This window comes from Oceanobacillus sp. M65 (genome assembly GCF_052246275.1).
Taxonomy (GTDB): Bacteria; Bacillota; Bacilli; order Bacillales; family Amphibacillaceae; genus Oceanobacillus_B; species Oceanobacillus_B jordanicus.
On sequence record NZ_JBQQCJ010000002.1, the window covers coordinates 166,131 to 191,274 of the forward strand.

A 25,144-nucleotide genomic window follows, 5' to 3' on the forward strand; every position below is an offset into this window, starting at 1 on the left:
TGTTAGGAAAAAATAAATCTCTACTAGATAGAATGATGAGCAAAGACGGGAATAACAATTCCTCTAAGGTGGTGAGCTAGAATGGAAGCCGAATATATATTGCAGTCGTATTCTGTATACCCATTGACTATAGAAAAGATTACGAAACGTTTATGGAAAATAAGCGATGGAAATCGCAACTATGCACTAAAAGAAAGCAAGCTGTCTTCCAGTACGATCGCAAATTGGGAAAAGTCGTTTAAATTGGCTGAGTATCATCAGCTACATGCTATTTTGCCAGTATATATGACAAGAAATGGTCAACTATATCAGGAACATCTCGGTAGCTTTTATTATCTTACCCCATGGGTCGACCATGATAACGGTAGGGGCACGGAACGAAACATTGCCGATTTTTATAGCAACCTTGGTGCTGTGCATGCAAAAACGAAACAGACTAAACAAATTGAAAAAGACACTTTCGTTCGTGAGTTTGGTACATACAAGCAGGCTTGTGAAACACTTTTTAATGAATTAAACAGAACGGTTGATCGTTTTGAGCGAAACCACTATATGTCTCCATTTGAATTATTGGTATGCTCACAGTTTCGCGATATTGAAATGGTTCTTCAAGTTTTGAATAATCGCCTGGATCAACTTGTTTATGTGTCCAACGATGAGCAAGTAACCTGGAATAGTAGTTTTTGTCATGGGCAGTTAAGCAGAGATCACATAGTGCATCATAACAATGCCCAGCTTATTAATTGGGAACAAGCACGATATGAGAATGCTACAATGGATTTAGTGCGATTTTATCGTTCCGAAACGCTTGATTATGATGCTCCAATATCTGCATATACTGAGGAATTTCATTCTTACATAAAGGAAAATGAACTAACTGAAAAAGAGTTACAGCTTTTAACAATCCATTTACTGCACCCATCTTCCTATTTTCGGTTAGTTCAAGAATATCTTGAAGACCCTTCAAACCAAACAATGTTAGCAAGAACGAGACAATTACAACGTGCATACAGACAGCTGACTTTTGGCCTGCAATGGTCTGATTATGTGGAAAAGGAGCACGAAACAATTAATTTTGATGATCTAGATAGCTAAATCCACTCCAAATAAAAAGCTATAAAGACCCCAACGATTAAACCAAGTAAAAAAACATCAAATGTAGTCGGAAAAAATAATGTGCGGACTAACTGAAATATCAGGATAGGTAATGTGACCTTTTCGGCTACAAATAAGCAGTTTCTTGCCCATGGTGGGAGTTTATACCGGTAATAACGGGCCATTATAATCTCTCCTTTCTACCCCTTCACTTTTGGTGTGTGTTTTAATATACTATGTATAAACATAGGGTGATTGTGCAACCCTGCTAAATAATAGTTGACGTAAATACAGCTTAACTATAAAATGTATCTAGATATTATAATAGTGATGATGGAGAAGAGTACAGAATGAGCTGTCTAAAGAGAGGGAAACAGATGGTGAAAGTTTCCCGGCTGAGCGTATTCTGGAAGGTCGCTCCTGATGCTGCATCTTTGAACGCTTACGTTAGTAGGAGAATGCCGGTTACGAACCGTTATCAATTAATGAAGTGTACAGGTCTGTATGTGACCTGTAAACAAAGGTGGTACCACGGAAATTAGAACTTTTTCGTCCTTTTTATAGGATGAAAGGGTTTTTTTTACGTTAAAAAGTATGAGATTTTTAGCAAGGGAAAAGGGACGATGTAGCTGAAAATTTGAAGTACCAAGTATAGAAAAAACGTACACATTCGTTAACCACTAGCGATTGCTATTTTTTCTAAATGAAAAAAGGAGGATGAAGTATGAGTGAACAAGTAAAACAAGCACTGTCTGCAAAGTATAACCCGCAGGAAGTAGAAGAAAACAGATATCAATTTTGGCTAGATGGAAAGTATTTTGAAGCAGAGGGAAAGGATTCTAAGAAAGAAGCCTATTCTATTGTAATTCCGCCACCTAACGTAACAGGAAGACTCCACCTTGGTCATGCATGGGATACGACGATGCAGGATACGATCTCAAGAATGAAGCGAATGCAGGGATATGATGTACTATGGCTTCCTGGTATGGACCATGCTGGCATCGCTACTCAGGCCAAAGTAGAAGCGAAGCTAAAGGAACAAGGAACCAATCGCTATAAGTTAGGTAGAGAGAAATTTCTCGAAACTGCCTGGGAATGGAAATCCGAATATGCAGATTTTATCCGTTCACAATGGGAAAAATTAGGCTTAGGATTAGATTATTCTCGTGAACGCTTTACGCTTGATGAAGGTTTGTCAGAGGCAGTTAAAGAAGTGTTCGTTAAATTGTATGAAAAAGGCTGGATTTATCGTGGTGAATATATTATTAACTGGGATCCGAAAACCAAAACCGCGCTTTCAGATATTGAGGTTATTTACGAAGAAGTACAGGGGAAATTTTATCACTTACGTTATCCAATTAAGGATAGTAACGAGTATATCGAAATTGCCACCACTAGGCCTGAAACGATGCTTGGTGATACAGCAGTTGCCGTACATCCGAAAGACGAGCGTTATAGCCATTTAATTGGTAAGAAAGTTATCCTACCAATTACTGGTCGGGAGATAGAAATTGTTGCCGATGATTATGTAGATAGAGAATTTGGTTCAGGAGCTGTTAAAATAACTCCCGCACATGATCCGAATGATTTTGAAATAGGAAATCGACACAACCTGGAAAGAGTCCTTGTTATGAATGAGGATGGAACAATGAATGAAAAGGCTGGGAAATACGAAGGTTTAGATCGTTTTGATTGCCGTAAGCAGATAGTGAAGGATCTTGAGGATATGGGCGTGCTATTTAAAATAGAAGACCATACTCATCAAGTGGGACATTCGGAAAGAAGTGGGGCAGTTGTAGAGCCTTATCTGTCTACCCAATGGTTTGTAGACATGCAACCACTGGCAGATGCTGCTGTGGAAATGCAACAAACAGAAGATAAAGTCAATTTTGTACCAGATCGATTTGAACGCACCTATCTGAATTGGATGGATAATATTCGAGACTGGTGTATCTCTCGACAGTTGTGGTGGGGCCATCGGATTCCTGCTTGGTATCATAAAGAAACAAATGAATTGTATGTTGGCAAAGAAGCTCCTGAAGACAGTGAAAACTGGGTACAGGATGAGGATGTACTTGATACATGGTTCTCTTCTGCATTGTGGCCATTTTCTACAATGGGCTGGCCAGATACAGATTCGGACGATTTTAAACGATATTTCCCAACTGGTGTATTGGTGACTGGATATGATATTATCTTTTTCTGGGTCGCACGAATGATCTTCCAATCGAAGGAATTCACCGACGTTAAACCTTTTAATGACGTATTAATTCATGGATTAATACGGGATGCAGAAGGCCGGAAAATGAGTAAATCCCTCGGAAACGGTGTTGATCCAATGGATGTCATCGAAAAATATGGAGCAGACTCTCTACGGTACTTCTTATTAACAGGGTCTACCCCAGGGCAGGATCTGCGTTTCCATTGGGAAAAAGTTGAATCAACTTGGAATTTTGCCAATAAAGTATGGAATGCTTCTAGATTCTCACTAATGAACATGGAAGGCTTTACGTATGAAGACATTGATTTGTCAGGGGAAAAATCTCTAGCAGATAAATGGATACTGGCCAGACTTAATGAGACAATTGGGCATGTAACAAAAAATAATGAGAAATACGAGTTCGGTGAAGCGGGCCGTCATTTATACAACTTTATATGGGATGATTTGTGTGATTGGTATATTGAGATGGCAAAGCTACCATTGTATGGTGAGGATGAAGACCGGAAAAAGACAACTCGCTCTGTACTTGCCTATGTTTTAGATCAGACGATGCGTATGTTGCACCCATTCATGCCATTTATTACAGAAGAAATTTGGCAACAGTTACCACATAAAGGAACTTCTATCACCATTGCAAAATGGCCAGAAGAAAATCCTGCATTTGAAGACGAACAAGCGGTAAATGAAATGAAACGTCTCGTTTCAATCATCAAATCAGTGCGAAATATTCGAGCTGAAGTAGACACACCAATGTCTAAACAAATTAAACTGCTTATCCAAACCGAATCAGCCGTGATTTCAGCAGAGTTGGAACATAATCGTCATTATCTTGAACGTTTTTGTAATACAAGTGAGTTAGAGATAGCTGAGAAGGTTTCAGTACCTGAGAAGGCGATGAGTTCGGTTGTTACTGGAGCGGAGCTTTTCTTCCCACTTGAAGGATTGATTGACTTTGCTAAAGAAATAGAGCGGCTTGAAAATGAATTAGTAAAATGGACGAAAGAAGTGGAACGTGTTCAGAAAAAGCTAGCGAATCAAGGTTTCGTCAGCAAAGCGCCAGATCATGTAGTAGAAGAAGAGAAACAGAAAGAAAAAGATTATTTAGATAAGCAAGCCAAAGTGAAGGCAAGATTGCAGGAATTGAAATAACGTTAAGTTAAAGAGGTCGTGACATAACTTATTTTATTAGTGAAAAACTAGACGCGATATAGGATCTCTTATTATCACACCTGATATACACTTCAAGATTAGGATGTCACTTCTTTTGCAAATGAAAGTCCGAACTAGATTGAGTAGAAAACAATCATAGTTCGGACTTTTTTTGATAGAATTCTTATGTTCCAGCCTGGTTCCTGTTCAATTCATCTTTAATATGCTGAATATAGATCTTTAAAATATTGACATCACTAACAGCACTAAGTGTCCTCGAACCAACAATATCTTCTATTTCGTTAAACAGAAGGGTTCCTTTTTCATCCAATAAAAAATCGATACCAACCATTCCAAATTCAAATGAAGCGATGATTCTTTCAATTTGGCTTTGTTCCTTCTCACTTAATACATAAGCTTCAGCAGATCCACCAAGTTTGTAATTGGCACGGAAGTCTTTGTCACTCTTTCGCAAGACTGCCCCGATTATTTTTTTCCCAACTACGAATACACGTATGTCTTTACCAAGTTGTACCTTACATGACTGGATCACCATATAGTCAGAATCTATGTAAGGGATTGATTGATCGAACATGGGGATATCCTCGATCAAGAATACCTGGGACCCACCTCTACCATGCGGTTCTTTTAAAACAAATGGAAAATCGATAGGAGGTTGTCCATGCAAAGCATCTTCTTTTCTAAGGAAAAAGCTGTCTAACATTGGAATACCTAATCGTTGTATAGCAAGATGAGTCATTGCCTTGTTGTTCGCCATATATGATATTGCAGATGAGTTAAAGACATGAATACCAATGAACTCAAGTTGTTTGCTTAACAATGTATCAATTGTTCTTATAACGGCAAAGTCTGGAAAGGAGACGAACTCACCTTTCCATTTTATTATGGGCTGATCATTACTTATCCCAATGAGGAGATCTTCTCTGTAAATTAGGGAAAGCAAGACATCTTGCTGGGAAGCCTCTGATATAAACCAGTCTATATAAGAGTGATTTTCCTCTGCTTTTTCTTTATCATAAATAAGCCACCCATTAATCATGGCTATTCCTTTTTCTTCCGCTCTTAATAACTTCTAAAATATACTGCACCATATAGTCGGCTACATTTATTCCAGTGCAATCAAACATGCTGCGTATATGGGCGTTAGAATTAATCTCACAAACGATGGGGTGTCCGTCCTCGCCAATAAGTAGGTCCACTCCAGCAAAATCTGCTCCTATTGCCTTGGTCGCGGCTATAGCCAGCTCTTCTTCTTGAACTGAAGGAGTGTAAGTTTGCGTGGTGCCGCCGGCAGATACATTAGCGCGAAAATCATTCAATGATTGTCGTTTCATGGCAGCCACCACTTGATCGCCGACTACGTGAAGCCTAAGATCTTTTCCAAAGCTGGAGGAAATAAAAGCTTGATAAAGATATGGTTTTCCTTGAAGTTCAAGTATCTTTTTGTGTAGTTCGTCTTCGTCATGGATTAGATAAACTTGCTCGCCAAATGACCCAAAAGCTTCTTTAATTATTAGAGGAAACCCGAGTTCTTTGACAATGATATGTACGTCCTCTAAATGAGTATTGTCTTTCATAAATACCTTCGGGGCCACAATAGTAGCTGGCAGGGGAATATCAAATTGGGATAGTTGCTGAAACGTAGCGATTTTGTCATCACTTACCTCAATTGCAGATGAACGATTGAACACTGGAATTCCAAGTAATTCCAGTTGCTTTGCCAGATAGATGTCTTTATCAGCGAAAACGACATAATCCGGTAATGATGGCAAATTATCAGATAAGATTTTTATTTTATTTGTTTGTAATGATACAAGCAACTCATTATTTTTATAGATAGTTGTGGAACTCCCTTGCTTTAAGGCTGCCTCTTGTATCCATTCAGCAAAGTCGAGAAACTTATTACCTTTTAGACTTCCATTATAAACAATCCAACCGTGTAAATTCATGAGAATGCTCCTTTCTGCTATACTAATTCTAGTTTAGAATTTCTAGAACTTAAACTATCATAATACACTATAGGTAGGGGATATATATGTTTGCAACATTTGACCAGGTGGTTGATTTCTTTGAACAAAGAAAAACCTTCGGAATCAAACCAGGCCTTGAGCGAATACAAGCACTATTGAGACTTTCCGACGAACCGCAAAAACGGATGAAAGCTATTCATATTGCTGGTACGAACGGCAAAGGGTCAACCTCTCATTTCTTAAAAGACGCACTTATAGCCAATAACTACAAAACAGGGCTATTTTCTTCACCTAGTCAAACGTTAACTGGGCATATTTGGAACCAAGACAGACCAATCACCCAAAGTGAGTTCATCATAGAGCTAAATAGGCTTTACCCAGTTATTAACGTACTCGATGAGCAGGATATGCATCCGACAGAGTTTGAGATTATGACAGCAATCGCATGTCTCTATTTTTCCCAGCATACCGATATTGCTGTTATAGAGGCTGGTATGGGTGGTAGAGAGGATACCACAAATTGTTTTGTACCGATCCTATCCATTATAACAAATGTGGCTATGGATCATACTGGCTTTTTGGGCGAACGTATAGAGCAAATTGCTTTCCATAAGGCAGGCATTATAAAAAATGGAATACCTGTTATTACAGGTGATCTGAAGCTGAATGCAAATCGCGTCATTGTAGAGGAAGCAAACAGGTGTGAAGCAGATCTTTATCAACTCGGCGACCACTTTACCATTCGTACACCAGTAATTAAAAACGATTTACAGCATGTGACGTGGCAGGATGGCTCTCCTATGACTCAAACATTGCAACTGCAAATGAAAGGCGTTCATCAGGCGGAAAATGCTGCTTTAGCAGTAAAGGCAATAAAACTACTTAAGCAAAAAGGTTATATGATGGATCTACCTGTTGCCCTAACAGCTATGAAGCATACAAGAGTGCCTGGAAGATTTGAGCAAGTTTGTCGTGATCCGCAGGTGATCTTGGATGGTGCACATAACCCAGACGGAATTGAATCTTTTCTTTCTTCTGTACAGACCTATTATCCGAGCAAGGAAAGGCATCTTTTGTTTGGTGTTTTTAAAGACAAAGACGTGGAGGCAATGCTAGACAAACTGCGGCCTTATTTTGCTACGATAACCTTAACAACGTTCGATCATCCTCGTGCAGCTAGTAAAGGTGATCTTCAATCATTTCTTGTTAACGATCCTTCTCTGTACTTTGTTCCATGGCGTGAAGCGGTTAACGCAATGAATGATGCAAACGCTGTGTATTTCATTACAGGCTCTCTTCACTTTATTATGCAGGTTGAAGGCTTTTTCGATATATCTAAAAGGTAAAGTCTGTCGTTTAAATTGATTAGTTATGTTTTGAAACGGCGATTTATGTCTAAAGGTTTTTTGATAGTGTGACAAGATTCTTCTTACTTTTCAAACGACGTATGCTAGAGTGTGTGTAACTACCATTCCAGTATCGGAGGGGAAAATGTGGACAAGGACAAAATGGTCGTGTTGTGGGAAAACGGGAAGCAGATTAAGGTGAAAGTAAATACCTCTTCAAGTAAATTGTCTGACCCCCGGTCCAAGGAAGAAGCAGCAGCATCGGTGGAACGACTGCAGGATAATGAGGACGTACCACTTTTTCAAAGAAAGATGCCGAATAAATATAATTCAAAATCGAATAAGCCTAAACGTTGGGGTGCTCTTAAGCCTGTTTTGCTTACCATTGCCTCTGCATTGGGGGTAGGGACATTATTGGGAATTATCATGCTTCGAATGTTTGGCACGATTGATCCAGAGGTACCAACAAATGGTAGCGCTGCTGTTCCGGCAGAAATAGAAACAGCTAATGAGGAAAGTAGTAATGCCGAAGTAGCACTTGAACCAGTGAACGCTTTTGTTTTACAAGCAGGTGTTTTTTCAGGGAGAGAGAATGCTTCAGAATGGGCTGAAACATATAAAGAAGCCGGCGTATCGACCATTTTGTGGGAGAAAGACAATCAATTCTATCTCCTGGCAGGAATGGCACAAGATAAAGAGGGAGCAACACAGCTTCGGGACGAGATGACCAAGGACGGGTTAGAATTTTATGTGAAGGAATGGAGTACTGGAGCAGGTACGTTGCATGTATCAGAAGATAACAAAGCTTGGTTAGAACAGTTGCAAAAAAATTGGATTGAAACCAAAAAGGGACTTTCTAATGAACGTCCTTTTGAAAAAGAAACATGGGACAAGTTGGCTCAACTAATACCCAAACAAGCTGGTCAATTCAGTGCACTTGCTGAAGAAGTGAGAAACAGCGCAGAATTGGCAGAAGATTTAACTTTACAGAAGGCACAGCATCAGCTTCTTTTGTTGTGGAATCTCTATACGAATTCAGCGGATAAGCAATAATACAGTAACTATAAACAATTAGATTATCTAATGACTAACCTATTTAAATAAAGGATTTTATCTAGTAGAAAAAGCATATTTACCAAAAAAGCTAATGACGGAAATATTATTTTATAGAGTTGTTCTGCTCGCTAGTAAATATATAATGGAGGATATCAAAGAAAGGATGATAGACGATGACAGTTTCCTCCATTATGATTAAAAATGTTCCCAAAAATGATCGCCCTCGCGAAAGGATGCTGGAGTATGGTGCAGATCACCTATCAAATCAGGAATTACTGGCTATCTTGCTTGGTACGGGGACGAAAGCTGAATCTGTAATGGCCCTTTCAAATCGTGTACTTATGCATTTTGAAGGGCTCAAACTGTTGCACGATGCAACAATCGAAGAATTGACCGCTATTAAAGGGATTGGTTCTGCAAAAGGTGTTCAACTCTTATCCGCAATTGAACTGGGAAAGCGTATGAATCAATACAAACCGGATGTTCGTTATGTCATTCGGTCCCCAGAAGATGGAGCGAATTATGTCATGGAAGAAATGCGCAGTTTACGACAAGAGCATTTTGTTGTTCTCTTCCTAGACACGAAGAATCAAGTCATTCATAGGCAAACCATTTTTATCGGCAGTCTCAATGCTTCCATCGTTCACCCTAGAGAAGTATTCAGAGAGGCAGTCAAACGTTCAGCAGCTTCTATTATCGTCATCCACAACCACCCTTCAGGGGACCCCACCCCCTCTAAAGAAGATATCCATGTAACGAGAAGATTAGTTGACTCAGGAAAAATGATCGGTATTGAGCTATTAGATCATCTTATTATCGGAGATCGAAAATTTGTCTCTTTGAAAGAAAAAGGATATGTGTAAATAGTAAGACAAAACGTGGCAACTCTAACCTAATATGTTTCGATTGGGAATTGAACTTTAATGAGAATAGATTATTAGATGGTAAATATTATTAACGGAAAATGCCCAACTCGAATATTTTATTTATAAGATGTGAATGTACAGGGGTTGGGACGCATGAATGAGAATTACAAAAATAATGCCAAAAGCTCTACACCAGAACAAGATGCAACGTTTGCTGGAAGTCTAAAAGTCGCCTGGGTCGCAGGATTACTCAGTACATTGGGAGATGCATTAGGGACCTATGCGGCATCATTAGCTATTGAAGAAGCAATCGAAGAAGAAGTCCTACAGAATAAAAAAGATGAACAGTTAGAAAAAAGGCTCGAAAATTTGGAAAGGCAGTTAGAGACAATTCAAAACATGTTAGAATCGAAATAAATTAACGATCATATTTATTTGGCACATTACAGGGTTGCAAAAAAAGGTCTGGGTTCAATTACTTTTTGAACTCAGACCGATTACAAATAATATCAAGAAACCAATAGAAAAGGAATAAAAGAAAAATAATTATAAGCATAGCGCATGCCCATACATAGCGAAATGTAACTCCACACTTCCACGAAATAACGACATACAACCGAATTAACTTGTCTTACTTTAATTAAGATATGTTTGTATAATATCGTTTGCAATCGAAACATGTTAAAAATCCTAATAGAGGTTATGGATAATACTATCTATTTTATGGATTTTCTCGTATAATTATATTGACGAACATATAGACAGCGCCATTTTTCGATTTTATTTTGAAAGTGGCGCTATTAAGATTGTTACTCAGGCAGTCTTAAGTGCGTGCATGTAATGAAGGTAAAGAACCTGACAGCACAAAACATATAAATAATCGATATAGTGTGATTTTGGAGAGGGAGATTTGATTGGGAATTTTTAATTTATCTCAAGATTTGGGAATAGACTTGGGTACCGCCAATACTCTGGTTTTTGTAAAAGGAAAAGGCGTGGTAGTACGTGAACCTTCTGTTGTAGCGAAAAACATTCAAACAGGTGATGTGGAAGCAGTTGGAAACTCTGCCCGTAATATGATTGGCAGAACACCTGGTAACATTACAGTTATCCGTCCAATGAAGGATGGAGTAATAGCTGATTATGATACAACAGCAGTTATGATGAAATACTATATAAAAAAAGCAATGAAAAATCGATCTTATTTTGCAAAAAAACCAAACGTGATGGTTTGTGTTCCTTCAGGGATAACCATGGTGGAGGAAAGAGCTGTCATTGATGCCACTAAGCAAGCAGGTGCGAAAGAGGCATTTCCAATTTCAGAGCCATTTGCTGCAGCTATTGGTGCTGGCCTTCCGGTATGGGAACCGACTGGAAGTATGATTGTAGATATTGGTGGCGGAACTACAGAAGTAGCAGTGATTTCATTGGGTGGCGTTGTAACGAGCCAATCCATTCGTGTAGCTGGAGATGATATGGACGAGGCGATTATTTCCTATATTAAAAAGAATTATAATCTACTCATTGGTGAACGTTCTGCTGAGTCTATTAAAATGGATATTGGAACAGCGGGAGAAGTTACTGGAGACGATGAGATGGACATACGGGGCCGTGATCTGTTAACAGGATTGCCGAAAACCATTACGATCACAGCAAAAGAAATTGCCACGTCGCTTGAAGATACGGTGACAGCTATTGTAGAATCTGTAAAGACGACACTCGAGAAGACGCCACCCGAACTTGCGGCAGATATTATGGACCGTGGAATTGTTCTTTCAGGTGGAGGATCACTTCTTCGAAACATTGACCAGGTTATCAGTGATGAAACAAAAATGCCTGTTTTTGTTACAGAGGACCCGCTAGAAAGTGTAGCAATCGGTACAGGTAAATCTTTAGATTACATTCAACATTTCCGTTCCCATCCGAATGTATCATCACGACCTACAATAGATTAAGCAGGTGTTAAGATGTCATTTTTACGTAGAAGAAAACTATTTATTTTTTTGATTGGCTTTATCGTCCTTGTTGCTTTGATTGGTTTCTCATTAAGGGATAGGGCGAATTTAACGATTGCCGAACAGTTTGTACTTGATACAGTAGGATTTGCACAAAAAGTAGTACACACACCAGTTAATTTTATAACCGACATCTTTACAAATATTGATGATTTTCGTGACACGTACACAGAAAACCAGGTATTGAAAGAGAAATTGGCAGAGTATAAAGGATTAATTTATGAAGTCCAAGGATTAAAAGCGGAGAATGAAGAACTGAGAGAAATTGCGGATCTAAAGGAATCAGATCAATTGCGTAATTTTACGCCAATCCAAGCTTCTGTCATGTCTCGATCTCCGGAACGTTGGGTTGAACAAGTTACGATTAATAAGGGTAAAGATGATGGGGTAGCTGAGAACATGGCTGTCATCACACCCGACGGCATGATTGGAAAGATCCTTACTACATCTTCGTCTACTGCTAAGGTACAGTTATTAACAGGATTTGATCAATTTAACCGGATCTCTGCCTCTGTTTCTCGTGAAGACAGCGATAAAGATATAAGAGGTATGATAGAAGAATATGATGAAGAATCTGGCTCCCTTTTATTCCGAATAATAGAGGAATCAGATAAAGACCTTAAGGAAGGAGAGTTAGTATTCTCCTCCGGACTAGGTGGTGTTTTTCCTTCTGGTTTACCAATCGGTGAAGTGAAAGAAGTGGTACCAGATCAATATGGATTAACACGCACTGCTTTAGTAGAGCCAGCTGCCGATATGTATGATATAAACCAAGTAATCGTGGTGGACAGAGCCATGGATGAAGAAGAGGACACAGCAGACAGTGAGGAGGAGGCTGAATGAAACGGCTATACCTCCCACTAATCCTGTTTCTATTTCTTGTAATGGAAGGTGTGGCACTAGATCTTTTACCAGGAAGTCTTTTAACAGGAGATCTGCTGATTGTGCCGCACTGGGTTCTTATATTTCTAGTCTTTATCACGATTTTTTATGATAAGGAGACGACCTACTTTTCTATCATTTATGCACTTACTTTTGGTCTGTTAATTGATGTGGTATATACGGGAATATTAGGTGTATATATGTTTTCCTATGCATTTGCTATATATATTACTCATCTTTTGAATAAAATGTTGCACGGAAATATTCATGTCAGCATTTTATTGGGGGCTGTAGCGGTCATACTTTCCGATATTTCTATCCATGTTATTTATTTGGTAGCAGGAGTAAACGATATGATGTGGAAGGACTACTTTATGACACGTTTACTTCCAACACTTATTTCCAACCTTGTTTTCTTGGTCGTTCTTTATCCTATTGTGGTAAAGCGTCTTACTACTTGGGGACAGGAACAATTATCTAGAAGTAATACATTATAAAAAGTATTGTGCTACTATGTTTGTACCATTGAAGAAGTGTTTGTAACGATCGGGTTCTTGAAAAGCCGATAGTAAGTTGAATTATTGCTAAGGTAACAGTAATGAGGTGAGTAATCGTGCTTGATAAAAAACAGTTTATAACCATAAAGGGTACAAAGGAAGGACTCACTTTATTTGTTGATGATTCCTGTACTTTTGAGCATGCTTTAAATGAATTGCGTGAAAAAATACAAGCAAGCCGCCCGAAGCATGATGAACCGGTTGTATCCGTTAAAGTGAAGCTAGGTAATAGATATGTACAGGAAGAACAGAAAGAAATATTGAGAAAAATTATTGCCGAGGATGAAAGGTTTACGATTGACTCGATTGTCTCCGATGTGGTCCGAAGAGACGAAGCTTTGCAATGGCAAGAAGCGAGTGAGGTTAAAACAGTTAATCGTATTATACGTTCAGGACAGGTGCTGGAAGTTACAGGCGACCTACTTTTGATAGGAGATGTAAACCCTGGAGGAAAAGTTGTTTCGACAGGTAATATCTACATAATGGGAAGACTGAATGGAATTGCTCATGCAGGCATTAATGGTGACAAGCAGGCTTTTATCACAGCCTCCTATATGAAGCCAAGTCAGCTTAGAATTGCAGACTATATCAGTCGTGCTCCAGATTATGAATCTGATGGTGTGTATATGGAATGTGGTCTTATTGATGAAGAACAAGATAAAATCGTAATAGACCGACTACAAGTTCTTTCACATAAAAGCGAAATAAGCGGATTCGGAAGGAGAATGCAAAATGGGTGAAGCAATTGTTATTACATCTGGAAAGGGTGGAGTAGGGAAAACCACTACGACAGCCAATATAGGTACGGGTTTAGCACTTATGGATAAAAAGGTATGCTTGATAGATACTGATATTGGTTTGCGAAACTTGGATGTTGTGATGGGGCTTGAGAATCGAATTATTTACGATATTGTTGATGTAATAGAAGAGCGTTGCAAACTTAAACAAGCCTTGATTAAAGACAAGCGTTTTGATTACTTATCCCTCTTGCCAGCAGCTCAAACAAGCGATAAGTCGGCTGTTACAGAAGAAGGTATGAGAAAGATTGTTGGAGAATTGAAGCAGGAGTATGACTATGTAATTATTGACTGTCCTGCAGGCATTGAGCAAGGATTTAAAAATGCTATAGCGGGAGCTGATAAAGCAATTGTTGTTACTACTCCTGAAAAATCAAGTGTAAGAGATGCTGATCGCATTGTAGGGCTTTTAGAACAGGAAAGTATTGACCCACCACTCCTCGTTATTAACCGTATTCGTAACCATATGATGAAAAATGGCGATATGATTGAGATTGATGATATTGTGCAAATTTTATCCATCGATTTAATCGGGATTGTGGTGGATGATGATGATGTTATAAAGGCATCTAATAGTGGGGAGCCCGTAGCTCTCCAGCCAAATTCGAAAGCTTCTATTGCCTATCGTAATATTGCGAGAAGAATTCTTGGTGAAACGGTTCCCCTTCAATCTCTTGAAGATGAAAAAGGTGTTTTTCAGAAAGTGAAAAAGTTTTTAGGTATACGTGCATAATAGTAAACTAGTAACCTGAGAATACGAGTAAAAACTCGTGTTCTCAGGTTTTTAACATATCTCACAAAAGTCCCTCATAAACTTGTACAAAAGTATGAGAAGGATTGTGAGGATAATGGATAATGGAGTTAAAAAGGTTAGGCAATCTATTAATCAAAGAAAGAAAGCTCGCGGTATAACAGGGAAAGAAGCTGGAAAAAGACAGGTAATACCTGTATTTCCACAAGATGAAGAAAAGCATGGTTATATGCCCATATACGATGGTCAGGGAGCTACAGGTGGCAAGAAGAACAATGTAATGGGTGGTTTCCTGCTAAAAGGAATTTTATCTACCATGCTGTTTTTTGGCGTGGCCTTAGTATGGGAGATTAATGCTCCGGTATTGCAATCTCCAAAGGAGTGGACGAGCGGTGTGCTCACAGAGGAGTTTCCGTTTGCTAAAGTTAACCATTGGTATCAGGAATCATTTGGAACACCGTTGGCCGTGCCCCCTAATGGTGAAAAAGCTGAAAGCGTTACAGAGGAAGTACTAGCTTTACCTGTATCCGGCAGTGTAACAGAGTCTTTTCAAGCTAATGGGACGGGAATTAAGATAGCACCTGAAGACACTTCTGCTGCTGTTTCAGCTTTGCGTGATGGCGTTGTAGTGTTTGCTGGGAATGATAGTTCCACTAATAAAACAATTAAGATTCAGCATGCTGATGGAAGTGTATCAACGTATGGAGAGCTTAGTGACTTGAATGTTCATCTTTATCAATTTGTAAAGAGTAATCAGCCAATTGGGCATTTTACGCCTCAGTCTGATAGTACCACCGTATATTTTGCCATTGAAAAAGATAAGGACTATATTGATCCCGTGCAGGTAATTAAAGTTGACGATAGTGAGTAATTACTTGCCAAAAATCCATTTCCATCCCATCTTACTTGCTTTTTTCTTCATATCCTTTTTGACGGGTACTTTCGTGGAAATGGCAGTAATACTACTTATTGTGTTAATTCATGAACTTGGGCATTTTACGATGGCGAAATGGTTTGATTGGAGAATTGGCACCATTATGCTTTGGGTGTTTGGTGGGGTAATGAAAACAGACGAGCATGGGACCAGGCCAATTGCGGAAGAAGCTCTCGTCACAATTGCCGGCCCACTACAGCATGTATGGATCTATGCAGGCATATTTGCTCTATCATATAGCGGTTTGTTGCCAACTTCATTAATCGATTTGATGTTATACTATAATACAGCTATCCTATTATTCAACTTACTCCCTTTATGGCCACTTGATGGTGGAAAGCTATTGTTTTTGTTGCTTGCCCTAGTACTTCCATACAAACGTGCCTATCATATCGTTATACTCTTTTCTATGGTGTTAGCGGTGGTTTTTCTTCTTGTACAACTAATACTTCCTTCTTTTACGCTAAGCACATTTCTTATCGCGCTCTTCTTATTTATGGAAAACCAGTCAGAATGGAAACAACGTCATTACGTGTTTATGCGATTTTTACTAAAACGGTATGAAAAAAAGACTAAGATAATGAAACATAAGCCACTGTATGTATCATCAGATAGCTCTTTGATGAGAGTGTTTTCTGGCTTTAGCCAAGAAAAAAAGCATACCATCTATGTGACAGATAAACATGGTGGGCATACTGTAATAGAGGAGCAGGAATGTTTGCAAGCCTATTTCAAGCATAAAAAATACCATCAAAATGTTGGGGGAATTATAGAGAAAGGTGCTTGAAACATAGAGAATTTATCGTGCGATGCCTTGACAAACCTAGTTAATACATGGTAACATCAATACGTTATTCATCGTAGCACCAGTGCTACAACCGCACAGAACAGGTTTGGATAAACTCTTGATAGAGTACCTGAATGGCGAGTCTGAGTTAATTAAGGAGGTGCAAGTTATTATGTACGCAATTATCGAAACAGGTGGTAAGCAAGTTAAAGTTGTGGAAGGCCAAGAAATTTACGTAGAAAAAGTTGCAGCAGATGCAAATGACGCTGTAACATTCGAAAAAGTTCTATTCGTAGGTGGAGACGATGTGAAAGTAGGCGCACCATATGTTGAAGGTGCAACTGTCACTGCTAAAGTTGAAAAGCATGGTCGTCAGAAAAAGATTACAGTTTTCAAGTTCAAGCCTAAAAAGAACTATCATCGTAAACAAGGTCATCGTCAGCCTTATACAAAATTAGTTATTGATAAAATCAATGCATAAAGGTATTTCTCTATGATTCAGGTTACAATTTATCGTAATGACAATCGAATAACCGCATTTAAACTTTCTGGACATGCAGATAGTGGACCTTATGGCTATGATCTTGTTTGTGCAGGAGTCTCAGCAGTTTCGATTGGTACAGTTAATGCTGTTATGACACTGTGTGATGCTGATTTACAAATTGAGCAAGGCGAGGATGGCGGATATCTTTATGTCCAGATTCCCACCAAAGCAGTGGATAACATAGAACAGGTACAACTCCTGTTTGAAGGCATGCTGGTATCATTGCAATCTATTGAGAGTGAATATGGAGAATTCATTAAGATTCGTACTTTATAAGGAGGTGCAGTGGTATGCTACGTCTTGATTTGCAGTTTTTCTCACAGAAAAAAGGTGCTGGTAGTACTAAGAACGGTCGTGATTCAGAATCCAAACGTCTTGGTGCTAAACGTGCTGATGGCCAATTCGTAACTGGTGGTTCTATTCTTTACCGTCAACGCGGTACAAAGATCTATCCAGGTGAAAACGTTGGTCGTGGTGGAGATGACACACTTTTTGCAAAAGCTGACGGCGTTGTTAAGTTTGAACGCGTTGGTCGTGACCGCAAAAAAGTTAGTGTTTATCCAGTGGCACAGGAAGCATAACATTTTGCATGTACTTAAAAAACTCCAACTTTCTTAAGGTTGGAGTTTTTTTAGTATATGAAACAATATACCCTTGTCCGATGTAAAGAATAAAGCTATATTCGGTACAGAAGAGTATCTTATGTTATGCTAGTTTAAAATGGTAGGTCCTAAGCCTGTCCATTCAATTAAAGTGCCCCAGCCTTTCTAAAAGTAATCTGCACAGATGTCTAGCTCTGAGCGCCAAGCTAGTTGACTTTGAAAATCGACTTTTGGCTAGGAAGACTTGTCGACTGGTTGCAACCAGAGACTTAGCCGTCTTCTTATTACGGCCGCTCCGCGCTTTTCTAATTACATATACTTCTCTGGTTAGGAAGATTACTGGTTTTTCTGCTATACTTTGATATGTAATGGAGGGAAGACATGAACGAGAAGGATGTTATCTTATTACTGCAGCATTATCGTCATGATTTAATGAACCATTTACAAATAATTCATGGCTACTTAAGTATGAATAAAACAGACAGAGTGGAGAGTAAAGTCCAAGAAAGTCTGGAATATTACAATGAAGAAAGAAAACTCATGCATTTACAAGGCACGTTATTAACATTGTGGGTCATTCAATTTAATGGCTATTATGAAGATTTTCGACTGACCTACCAAATACATACCGAAAATAAAAAAATATCCCAATCAGATGAGCAATTGGTTAGACAATGTAACCGTGTAATATCGCTTATTAGTCACTTACACGAAAAAATGGAGCTGTTTGAGGCAAAACTCCTTCTCGAGGATACAGATAAACAGGAAGTTTTACGTGTCAAATTGTCCATTAATGGGAATTTTAAAGACAAGGAAGAAGTAATAAAAGAGCTTAATAGCTTGGAATTGGAATATCAAATGAGTATAGAAAATACCAATGACGGAATCGTGTGTATGTTTGCAGTTCCGTGTGAAATATGAGGTGAGTCAACAATGTTTGTAGATCAGGTTAGTGTTTATGTGAAGGCTGGAGATGGTGGGAATGGACTTGTAGCCTACCGTCGAGAAAAATATGTACCGAAAGGCGGCCCTGCTGGCGGAGACGGTGGTAATGGCGGCGATGTTGTATTTGAGGTAGATGAAGGGTTAAATACTTTAATGGATTTTCGTTATAATCGACATTTTAAAGGCAAGCGTGGCGAAAATGGGATGAGCAAAACACAGCATGGTAAAAATTCTGCACCATTAGTAGTTCCCGTTCCTCCAGGCACTACGGTTATTGATGAAGAAACCGAGGAAGTTATTGCTGATTTAACAGCACATAAGCAACGGGCTATCATTGTCCATGGTGGACGTGGGGGGAGAGGGAATACACGGTTTGCTACACCAAGAAATCCTGCACCGGATATGGCTGAAAATGGTGAACCAGGCCAGGAACGAAACATAAAAGTCGAACTTAAATTAATTGCCGATGTTGGATTGGTCGGTTTCCCAAGTGTAGGTAAGTCGACATTTCTTTCTGTTGTAAGTGCCGCTAAACCCAAAATTGCTGATTATCATTTTACTACGCTTGCTCCCAACCTGGGTGTCATCGACACGAGTGATCAGCGCAGCTTTGTTATGGCTGATTTACCAGGCTTAATTGAAGGTGCCCATGAGGGAGTAGGGCTTGGCCACCAGTTTTTACGCCATGTAGAGAGAACAAGATTGATTGTTCATGTAATCGATATGGCCGGAACAGAAGGCAGAGATCCTTACGACGATTTTGTGAAAATAAACCAGGAACTAATAGAGTATGACATGAAGCTGACAGAACGCCCACAAATTATTGCAGCAAATAAAATGGATATGCCTGGTGCTTCGGATAATTTAGAAATGTTTAAAGAACAGCTTGGTGAAGATATTCCCGTTTACGAAATATCTGCTCTAACTAAAGAAGGCTTGCGTGATATTCTATTTGCAATTGCCGATCAACTGGATGCTATTCCTAAGGTTGCTCCTAAGATGGATGAAGTTGAAGAAAAAGTGATCTATCGCCATACAAAAGAGGATGCACCATTTGAAATTACACGTGACGATGATGGCGCGTATGTCCTTTCAGGAGTTAAGATTGAGAAATTATTCAAAATGACGGACTTTGCAAGAGATGAAGCAGTCCAACGTTTCTCTAGACAGATAAGAGGAATGGGCGTAGATAAAGCCCTTCGTGAACGAGGTGCGAGGGACGGCGATACGATTCGACTGCTTGATTTTGAATTTGAATTTATCGAGTAAAAGATGCAGTTTTAAGGGAAATAGGGGGAGAAATTTTGTCAGCAACTATCGGTTATTTGGGACCTAAAGGGACTTTTACAAAACTAGCTGTAGATGCAGCATTTAATGGGGAACATAAAGAAAGCTATGCAACCATTCCCGAATGTATTGACGCAGTGGAACATGAAGAGATAGATATTGCTGTTGTGCCACTTGAAAATGCAATTGAAGGGACGGTTCAGCTAACAGTAGATTATTTGGTACACCAAGTTAGACTACCGATTGTGGCTGAAATTGTAGTGCCTATACAGCAGCATTTGTTGGTACAACCGACCTTTCAAGGTAGCCTTGGTGATATTACTGAAGTGCATTCTCATAGTCATGCGATCGCACAATGTCATCAATATCTTCACCAGTCACTACCTGAGGCTAAGATTCAGTACACCACTTCAACAGGGAAAGCTGCAGAGATTGTAAGTAAGAGCGATTTGTCGATCGCTGCAATTGGAAACAAATTAGCAGCAGAGGTGTATGGTCTCAAATTATTACAGGAAAACATCCATGACTATTCAAATAACCATACTCGTTTTGTGGTACTCTGCAAGGATGAAAAAAAGCTAAACATTAAACATCCTGTTAGCATAGAGAAGACCAGTATGCTCATTTCCTTACCTAGTGACCAAGCTGGTGCTTTGCATCAAGTCCTGTCTGCGTTCGCTTGGAGAAAAATGAGTTTGTCTAAAATAGAATCTAGGCCAATGAAAACAGGCCTAGGAAATTATTTCTTTATCATTGATGTCGATCAACCCTATGATGATGTATTGTTTCCAGGAGTAAAAGGGGAATTAGAAGCTTTGGGTTGTAATGTAACGATAATGGGTACATATCCCGTTTATAAGTTAACTATTTAAATGCATCTTATGCCGCCTATTTATTGAGATAGGCGGTTTTTTTGTGGTTGAAAAAGTCATTCGTAAAAAAGTCAGGTGGTGCCAGTAGCAGACTTTTTCTAAAATATCTTTCAACTTTTTCTGTATGCTTGCATATGTTGATATAGAGTAATTAGCCCAGTTCTATATCGAAAGGAGTTCGGTTCGTTTTGAAAATACACATTGTTCAAAAAGGAGATACACTCTGGGAATTATCCAAGAAATATGGGGTGGATTTTGAAGAGTTAAAGCAAATGAATAGCCAATTGTCGAGTCCTGATATGATTATGCCTGGAATGAAAATTAAAATTCCGAGCAGTTCTAAAGCTGTAAAACAGGAACACATGCCAAAAAAGGAAACGGTAAAGCAACCATACAAGGACACTTCTCCTAAACCGATGCCAGTAATGAAGGAAGACGAAAAAGAAATGCCCAAACCACAGATGCCCCAAATGCCGCAGATGCCAAACCAACCCATTATGCAAATGCCAATTTTAGAACAGGAATTTCAAAATTATACGACGATAAACTTCCCGGAAACACATCATCATGTGCAGCCGAAGAAGGAGATGAAAAAGGAAAAGCCGAAAGAGAAGCAAAAGGTTGAAGCTAAAACCTATCCGAAGCCATCTCCACAACCAGAAATACAACCACAGTACCACATGCAGCCACAACAGGCACCAACACATACGGTTCCAATGTGCTGTCACATCGTACATCCATGTTATCCACCTGTCCCGTTTCCGGTAATGGCCCAAGTTTCTGACTGGCCAATGGGGCCAATGCATGCTATGGACTCTCATCACGGAATGGCTCCTGCACATATGCAGCATGGTAAGGACGATTGCGGATGTTCTGGACCAAAAATGCACGGTAACCCACACCACATGATGTTCGATCCTATGCAACAACAAATGTTCATGGGACAGCAGCCATTCCAACAACAAGGACAGCAGCCATTCCAAAATCAGGGGCAACAGCCATTCCAACAACAAGGGCAGCAACCGTTTCAACCACAAATGTTTCCCCAACAATTTGAGGGTATGTCGAATTTTGCACCGACGCCCCCTGCATATCCTGATTTTAGTAATCGAGAGGAAGATAATAAGGATTCAACTAAAAGTGAATAGAATAAACATAGAGACGAGAAAAGATATCGTCTCTATTTTTTTGGGAAGAACTCTACATATAGGTTCCAACGTTACTACTATTTTTTATGTTTGTATTTTTAAGAGACGGGAATAAAAGCTTGTAGGTAATAATGCGTACAAGAAAGTGTAGATGAGACACTTTAAACGTCGTTATTTTTTTAAAAAAAGTGGAATAGTGATAAAATGTTTAATATTGAACATATAAAAGGAGAGATAGCAGTGGAAAAACAGGTAGACCAAATTGTACAGTGGTTACGCGATCAAGTTAAGCAAGCTGGAGTAAATGGCCTCGTGGTAGGTATTAGTGGCGGATTAGATTCTGCTGTCGTTTCACATTTAATTCAACGTGCTTTCCCAGACAATTCTTTAGGTGTTTTGCTTCCAATTTATACAAGTGATTCGAATTTGGATGATGCCAAGCAGGTAGTGGAGAGCAGTGGAATTAAATCTATGACAGTTGATCTTACAGAGACACATAAAATTATGTATTCCGAAATTAAAGACACTTTAAATGAAAGCAACACATTTATTGAAGAAAATGATAAATTAGCTGGTGCTAACCTTCGCGCACGCCTTCGTATGAGCACTTTATATGCACTGGCAACGAATTATAATTACATGGTAGTTGGAACAGATAATGCAGCAGAATGGTATACAGGTTACTTTACAAAGTACGGTGACGGTGGTGCTGATATTCTTCCACTCGTTGAATTTACAAAGCAGGAAGTTCGCGACTTGGCAAGTTACCTTGGTGTTCCTAGTCATATTGTTGAGAAAAAGCCGAGTGCCGATCTATGGGAAGGGCAAACGGATGAAGATGAGATGGGAACAAGCTATGATACAATTGATGCCTATCTTAAAGGAAAGCAAATCCCTGAACACGATAAAGAAATTATTGAATCCTTGCATAAAAAGTCTGCCCACAAGCGCGAGGCACTTCCGCAATTTAAGCGCGAGCAATAATATAATTCCCTAAAATTGACTGTGTAAAAAAACCTTCCTTATCCAAACTATGGATAAAGGAGGTTTTTTTATGAAAACAAAATTAGTGTTTGGGCTAGCATTGTTGATACTTACTGGATGCAATTCTGGTACGGAGGAACAAGGGCAGTCAGATGATAACCAGCAAAAAACAGAGTATATAAATTATGAGACTGAAAAAGAACATAAAGAAAGAGAACATGGGAAAGAACTTTCTATAGGTGAGCGAGGGGGCTACCCGCAAAGTAAACAGGAAGGTGCCAATGATGCTGATTTTAAAAACGGTTACTCAGATGCTTATACGAACGAAGAGGCGTTATGGCTATCCGAGGAATTGGAAAATCGCAAAGATATTGTAACCGCTCAGGTTGCATCCACCGAGGATCAAATTTTGGTAGGGCTCATACAAAGGGAGTATGCTACAGAAGATGTACCAAAGCGTGTGAAAGAGGAGATTCAAAAATTACTTCCAGATACAAAAAAGGAAATTATTGTCTTTACAGATAATGCTTATTGGGAATATATGAAGAACCGAGATGCAAAACCTAATGGAAATACGCCTTAAATTTATATTTTAGGATAACATCAGCTAGTCATAAGCTTTTATCCCACTTAAACTGATAGAAAGGGCTCGACGGTAGACATATTAAGTTTTGTAGTGGGATAAACTGTCAGTAAAGGGCTGGCCAGGGTAAACGAACGTTTGGTGGAAGAGGTAGTGAAACCCCTGCTAAATGAAGTTTCGCTTTATGAAATTCCTTTTTTTTGGTATAGTTAAAAAGGAAATTTCTAGAGAGGAGAATGTCCGATGGCTGGTCATTCTAAATGGAAGAATATACAAAGAAGAAAAAATGCACAAGATGCAAAAAAGGGTAAAGTTTTTATGCGCCACGCGAAGGATATATATACTGCTGCAAAACAGGGAGGCGGGGACATCGCAACAAACGCCTCTCTACGTCTGGTAGTAGATAAGGCGAAAGCGGATAATATGCCTAATGATAATATTGATCGTGCAATAAAAAAGGCAACTGGTACACTTGATGGTGCTAGCTTTGAGGAACTAACGTATGAAGGGTATGGTCCTGGTGGTGTTGCAGTTATCGTTAATGTTTTAACAGATAATAAAAATCGTACAGCTGCAGAAGTTCGCCATGCATTTAAGAAAAATGACGGGAACCTTGGAGAAAATGGAAGTGTTTCTTTCATGTTTGACCGTAAAGGATATATCGTAATTGCGAATGAAAATGGAGAAATTGATGAAGATGAACTTACATTAGAAGCTCTTGAGGCAGGAGCAGAGGACATTACAACAGAAGAAGAAGCTTATGAAGTCTTTACTGAACCCGAAAACTTCCAAGATGTCGTAGCACACCTAACAGAAAATGGGTATGAAATAGCTGATTCAGAAGTAACCCTCTTTCCACAAACATACAGTGCTCTGAATGAAACCGACGAGAGCAAAATGTTAACTCTCATTGAGACGTTAGAAGAAAACGAAGATGTACAGGACATTCACCACAATTTAGAAGAATCAAATTAATTCATTTAACAAGGAAGTTTCTATTCCCGTTTGAGGATAGGAGCTTCTTTTATTAGTTAAATATGCGTAATAACTGTAAGTTTCGCTGATTGTAAAGTTATGATAAAATAGTGAAAGGATTGTAAAGGAGACGGATGAATGATTGCATATATTAAAGGAATGCTTACATATATTTTAGATGATTCCATCATCATAGACGTTCAAGGTATTGGCTACGAACTATTTTGTGCCAATCCTTTTGTGTTTCAGTCGTCGTTACATAAAGAGATTAAGATCCATACATATCATCACGTAAGGGAAGACGCTCAGATTTTATTTGGATTTAAAAATGAAGATGAGAAATTTTTGTTTACTAAACTAATTTCTGTTTCCGGGATAGGCCCAAAAGGCGCATTGGCAATACTCGGTGGAGTAGAGGTAGCCGGCATCGCAGCAGCAATTGAACGGGAAGATGACAAATTCTTAACGAGCTTTCCAGGGGTAGGGAAAAAGACAGCAAGGCAAATCATTCTGGATCTAAAAGGAAAGCTTACAAACGTCCTTACCATCACCGAAGTGGAAACCGATATGGCTAATGCAAAGCATGCAGATGCAGAAGGTCTTCAGGAGGCTGCGGAAGCTTTAAAGGCGCTTGGATATACGGATAGGGAAATAAAAGGTATTATGCCAGAGTTAAAAGCAACGGATAGTAAAAACGCGGATGAGCTTATTAGAAAAGCATTATCTTTATTAATGAAAAAGTAGGAGAGGGGGAGAA

Annotated in this window: 27 protein-coding genes and 2 other annotated features; of the genes, 24 read left to right on the forward strand and 3 right to left on the reverse strand. The window is 39.1% G+C overall.

Going from position 1 to position 25,144, the window contains the following annotated elements; translation table 11 throughout:
• Positions 1–81: 81 nt before the first annotated feature.
• Complete coding sequence (locus ACTWPF_RS08365; protein WP_443148944.1) at positions 82–1,095, forward strand: phosphotransferase; 1,014 nt, start codon at positions 82–84, stop codon at positions 1,093–1,095.
• On the opposite strand, the gene ACTWPF_RS08370 is transcribed toward ACTWPF_RS08365, so the two are convergent.
• On the reverse strand, positions 1,092–1,280 hold the full coding sequence (locus ACTWPF_RS08370; RefSeq protein WP_058949379.1) for a hypothetical protein: 189 nt from the start codon (positions 1,278–1,280) through the stop codon (positions 1,092–1,094). The two genes, ACTWPF_RS08365 and ACTWPF_RS08370, sit on opposite strands and share 4 nt — an antisense overlap.
• 136 nt (positions 1,281–1,416) lie before the next feature.
• Positions 1,417–1,655 (forward strand) — a binding site (T-box leader).
• 164 nt (positions 1,656–1,819) lie between these two features.
• Between ACTWPF_RS08370 and ACTWPF_RS08375 the strand changes: the two genes are divergently transcribed.
• Positions 1,820–4,465: a valine--tRNA ligase gene (locus ACTWPF_RS08375; RefSeq protein ID WP_443148945.1), complete on the forward strand. Its 2,646-nt coding sequence runs from the start codon at positions 1,820–1,822 to the stop codon at positions 4,463–4,465.
• 184 nt (positions 4,466–4,649) lie between these two features.
• Here the strand turns inward: ACTWPF_RS08375 and ACTWPF_RS08380 are convergent, their stop codons facing one another.
• Together ACTWPF_RS08380 and ACTWPF_RS08385 are read right to left on the reverse strand one after the other, a co-directional pair.
• Positions 4,650–5,525, reverse strand: coding sequence for an ATP-grasp domain-containing protein (locus ACTWPF_RS08380; RefSeq protein WP_443148946.1), 876 nt, complete (start codon positions 5,523–5,525; stop codon positions 4,650–4,652).
• Positions 5,518–6,435, reverse strand: a complete 918-nt coding sequence (locus ACTWPF_RS08385; protein WP_443148947.1) for an ATP-grasp domain-containing protein — start codon at positions 6,433–6,435, stop codon at positions 5,518–5,520. Before ACTWPF_RS08385 ends, ACTWPF_RS08380 begins: the two co-directional genes overlap by 8 nt.
• Before the next feature lie 86 nt (positions 6,436–6,521).
• Between ACTWPF_RS08385 and ACTWPF_RS08390 the strand changes: the two genes are divergently transcribed.
• From ACTWPF_RS08390 to ruvA, 22 genes are all read left to right on the forward strand, one after another.
• Positions 6,522–7,802: a bifunctional folylpolyglutamate synthase/dihydrofolate synthase gene (locus tag ACTWPF_RS08390; RefSeq protein WP_443148948.1), complete on the forward strand. Its 1,281-nt coding sequence runs from the start codon at positions 6,522–6,524 to the stop codon at positions 7,800–7,802.
• Between the two features lie 147 nt (positions 7,803–7,949).
• Positions 7,950–8,855 carry a hypothetical protein gene (locus tag ACTWPF_RS08395; protein WP_443148949.1) on the forward strand — a complete coding sequence of 302 codons (906 nt, stop codon included), beginning with the start codon at positions 7,950–7,952 and terminating at the stop codon, positions 8,853–8,855.
• Between the two features lie 176 nt (positions 8,856–9,031).
• Positions 9,032–9,721, forward strand: coding sequence for a RadC family protein (gene radC / locus ACTWPF_RS08400; protein ID WP_058949373.1), 690 nt, complete (start codon positions 9,032–9,034; stop codon positions 9,719–9,721).
• Positions 9,722–9,877: 156 nt separating this feature from the next.
• Positions 9,878–10,141 carry a hypothetical protein gene (locus ACTWPF_RS08405; protein WP_443148950.1) on the forward strand — a complete coding sequence of 88 codons (264 nt, stop codon included), beginning with the start codon at positions 9,878–9,880 and terminating at the stop codon, positions 10,139–10,141.
• A 497-nt stretch (positions 10,142–10,638) separates the two neighbouring features.
• Positions 10,639–11,679 carry a rod shape-determining protein gene (locus ACTWPF_RS08410; protein ID WP_036572273.1) on the forward strand — a complete coding sequence of 347 codons (1,041 nt, stop codon included), beginning with the start codon at positions 10,639–10,641 and terminating at the stop codon, positions 11,677–11,679.
• Between the two features lie 12 nt (positions 11,680–11,691).
• Positions 11,692–12,582: a rod shape-determining protein MreC gene (mreC, locus tag ACTWPF_RS08415; protein WP_106897055.1), complete on the forward strand. Its 891-nt coding sequence runs from the start codon at positions 11,692–11,694 to the stop codon at positions 12,580–12,582.
• A complete protein-coding gene (mreD, locus tag ACTWPF_RS08420; protein ID WP_106897054.1) occupies positions 12,579–13,118 on the forward strand; it encodes a rod shape-determining protein MreD in 540 nt (179 codons plus the stop codon). The genes mreC and mreD overlap by 4 nt, the downstream gene beginning before the upstream one ends.
• Positions 13,119–13,234: 116 nt before the next feature.
• Entirely contained in the window at positions 13,235–13,918 is a 684-nt protein-coding gene (minC, locus tag ACTWPF_RS08425) for a septum site-determining protein MinC (RefSeq protein WP_106897053.1), read from the forward strand.
• Positions 13,911–14,708: a septum site-determining protein MinD gene (gene minD / locus ACTWPF_RS08430; RefSeq protein ID WP_036572282.1), complete on the forward strand. Its 798-nt coding sequence runs from the start codon at positions 13,911–13,913 to the stop codon at positions 14,706–14,708. The genes minC and minD overlap by 8 nt, the downstream gene beginning before the upstream one ends.
• 115 nt (positions 14,709–14,823) lie before the next feature.
• Positions 14,824–15,597: a peptidoglycan DD-metalloendopeptidase family protein gene (locus ACTWPF_RS08435; protein ID WP_443148951.1), complete on the forward strand. Its 774-nt coding sequence runs from the start codon at positions 14,824–14,826 to the stop codon at positions 15,595–15,597.
• Between the two features lie 4 nt (positions 15,598–15,601).
• Entirely contained in the window at positions 15,602–16,447 is an 846-nt protein-coding gene (locus tag ACTWPF_RS08440) for a site-2 protease family protein (RefSeq protein ID WP_443148952.1), read from the forward strand.
• Positions 16,448–16,526: 79 nt separating this feature from the next.
• Positions 16,527–16,602: a sequence feature (ribosomal protein L21 leader region), on the forward strand.
• A gap of 17 nt (positions 16,603–16,619) precedes the next feature.
• On the forward strand, positions 16,620–16,928 hold the full coding sequence (gene rplU / locus ACTWPF_RS08445; RefSeq protein WP_106897051.1) for a 50S ribosomal protein L21: 309 nt from the start codon (positions 16,620–16,622) through the stop codon (positions 16,926–16,928).
• A gap of 12 nt (positions 16,929–16,940) precedes the next feature.
• Positions 16,941–17,267: a ribosomal-processing cysteine protease Prp gene (locus ACTWPF_RS08450; protein ID WP_106897050.1), complete on the forward strand. Its 327-nt coding sequence runs from the start codon at positions 16,941–16,943 to the stop codon at positions 17,265–17,267.
• A gap of 14 nt (positions 17,268–17,281) precedes the next feature.
• Positions 17,282–17,572, forward strand: coding sequence for a 50S ribosomal protein L27 (rpmA, locus tag ACTWPF_RS08455; protein ID WP_106897049.1), 291 nt, complete (start codon positions 17,282–17,284; stop codon positions 17,570–17,572).
• A 402-nt stretch (positions 17,573–17,974) separates the two neighbouring features.
• Positions 17,975–18,514, forward strand: coding sequence for a Spo0B domain-containing protein (locus ACTWPF_RS08460; protein WP_161464818.1), 540 nt, complete (start codon positions 17,975–17,977; stop codon positions 18,512–18,514).
• Positions 18,515–18,526: 12 nt separating this feature from the next.
• Positions 18,527–19,807 carry a GTPase ObgE gene (gene obgE / locus ACTWPF_RS08465; protein ID WP_106897047.1) on the forward strand — a complete coding sequence of 427 codons (1,281 nt, stop codon included), beginning with the start codon at positions 18,527–18,529 and terminating at the stop codon, positions 19,805–19,807.
• A 32-nt stretch (positions 19,808–19,839) separates the two neighbouring features.
• Positions 19,840–20,697 carry a prephenate dehydratase gene (gene pheA / locus ACTWPF_RS08470; protein ID WP_443149247.1) on the forward strand — a complete coding sequence of 286 codons (858 nt, stop codon included), beginning with the start codon at positions 19,840–19,842 and terminating at the stop codon, positions 20,695–20,697.
• A 188-nt stretch (positions 20,698–20,885) separates the two neighbouring features.
• On the forward strand, positions 20,886–21,845 hold the full coding sequence (safA, locus tag ACTWPF_RS08475; protein WP_443148953.1) for a SafA/ExsA family spore coat assembly protein: 960 nt from the start codon (positions 20,886–20,888) through the stop codon (positions 21,843–21,845).
• A gap of 240 nt (positions 21,846–22,085) precedes the next feature.
• Positions 22,086–22,829, forward strand: coding sequence for an NAD(+) synthase (gene nadE / locus ACTWPF_RS08480; RefSeq protein WP_106897044.1), 744 nt, complete (start codon positions 22,086–22,088; stop codon positions 22,827–22,829).
• A 70-nt stretch (positions 22,830–22,899) separates the two neighbouring features.
• Complete coding sequence (locus tag ACTWPF_RS08485; RefSeq protein WP_443148954.1) at positions 22,900–23,412, forward strand: YhcN/YlaJ family sporulation lipoprotein; 513 nt, start codon at positions 22,900–22,902, stop codon at positions 23,410–23,412.
• A gap of 243 nt (positions 23,413–23,655) precedes the next feature.
• Positions 23,656–24,387: a YebC/PmpR family DNA-binding transcriptional regulator gene (locus ACTWPF_RS08490; protein WP_106897042.1), complete on the forward strand. Its 732-nt coding sequence runs from the start codon at positions 23,656–23,658 to the stop codon at positions 24,385–24,387.
• A 138-nt stretch (positions 24,388–24,525) separates the two neighbouring features.
• Positions 24,526–25,131 (forward strand): Holliday junction branch migration protein RuvA, encoded by a 606-nt coding sequence (gene ruvA / locus ACTWPF_RS08495; RefSeq protein ID WP_161465214.1) that lies wholly within the window; start codon positions 24,526–24,528, stop codon positions 25,129–25,131.
• The last annotated feature ends 13 nt before the right edge of the window (positions 25,132–25,144 follow it).

Bases quoted from the DNA above. Each gene is read 5' to 3' on its own strand.
- ACTWPF_RS08365 (WP_443148944.1), top strand. From the start codon at position 82: ATGGAAGCCGAATATATATTGCAGTCGTATTCTGTATACCCATTGACT.
- ACTWPF_RS08370 (WP_058949379.1), bottom strand. From the start codon at position 1,280: ATGGCCCGTTATTACCGGTATAAACTCCCACCATGGGCAAGAAACTGC.
- ACTWPF_RS08375 (WP_443148945.1), top strand. From the start codon at position 1,820: ATGAGTGAACAAGTAAAACAAGCACTGTCTGCAAAGTATAACCCGCAG.
- ACTWPF_RS08380 (WP_443148946.1), bottom strand. From the start codon at position 5,525: ATGATTAATGGGTGGCTTATTTATGATAAAGAAAAAGCAGAGGAAAAT.
- ACTWPF_RS08385 (WP_443148947.1), bottom strand. From the start codon at position 6,435: ATGAATTTACACGGTTGGATTGTTTATAATGGAAGTCTAAAAGGTAAT.
- ACTWPF_RS08390 (WP_443148948.1), top strand. From the start codon at position 6,522: ATGTTTGCAACATTTGACCAGGTGGTTGATTTCTTTGAACAAAGAAAA.
- radC (WP_058949373.1), top strand. From the start codon at position 9,032: ATGACAGTTTCCTCCATTATGATTAAAAATGTTCCCAAAAATGATCGC.
- ACTWPF_RS08405 (WP_443148950.1), top strand. From the start codon at position 9,878: ATGAATGAGAATTACAAAAATAATGCCAAAAGCTCTACACCAGAACAA.
- mreC (WP_106897055.1), top strand. From the start codon at position 11,692: ATGTCATTTTTACGTAGAAGAAAACTATTTATTTTTTTGATTGGCTTT.
- mreD (WP_106897054.1), top strand. From the start codon at position 12,579: ATGAAACGGCTATACCTCCCACTAATCCTGTTTCTATTTCTTGTAATG.
- minD (WP_036572282.1), top strand. From the start codon at position 13,911: ATGGGTGAAGCAATTGTTATTACATCTGGAAAGGGTGGAGTAGGGAAA.
- ACTWPF_RS08435 (WP_443148951.1), top strand. From the start codon at position 14,824: ATGGATAATGGAGTTAAAAAGGTTAGGCAATCTATTAATCAAAGAAAG.
- rplU (WP_106897051.1), top strand. From the start codon at position 16,620: ATGTACGCAATTATCGAAACAGGTGGTAAGCAAGTTAAAGTTGTGGAA.
- ACTWPF_RS08450 (WP_106897050.1), top strand. From the start codon at position 16,941: ATGATTCAGGTTACAATTTATCGTAATGACAATCGAATAACCGCATTT.
- rpmA (WP_106897049.1), top strand. From the start codon at position 17,282: ATGCTACGTCTTGATTTGCAGTTTTTCTCACAGAAAAAAGGTGCTGGT.
- ACTWPF_RS08460 (WP_161464818.1), top strand. From the start codon at position 17,975: ATGAACGAGAAGGATGTTATCTTATTACTGCAGCATTATCGTCATGAT.
- obgE (WP_106897047.1), top strand. From the start codon at position 18,527: ATGTTTGTAGATCAGGTTAGTGTTTATGTGAAGGCTGGAGATGGTGGG.
- ACTWPF_RS08485 (WP_443148954.1), top strand. From the start codon at position 22,900: ATGAAAACAAAATTAGTGTTTGGGCTAGCATTGTTGATACTTACTGGA.
- ACTWPF_RS08490 (WP_106897042.1), top strand. From the start codon at position 23,656: ATGGCTGGTCATTCTAAATGGAAGAATATACAAAGAAGAAAAAATGCA.
- ruvA (WP_161465214.1), top strand. From the start codon at position 24,526: ATGATTGCATATATTAAAGGAATGCTTACATATATTTTAGATGATTCC.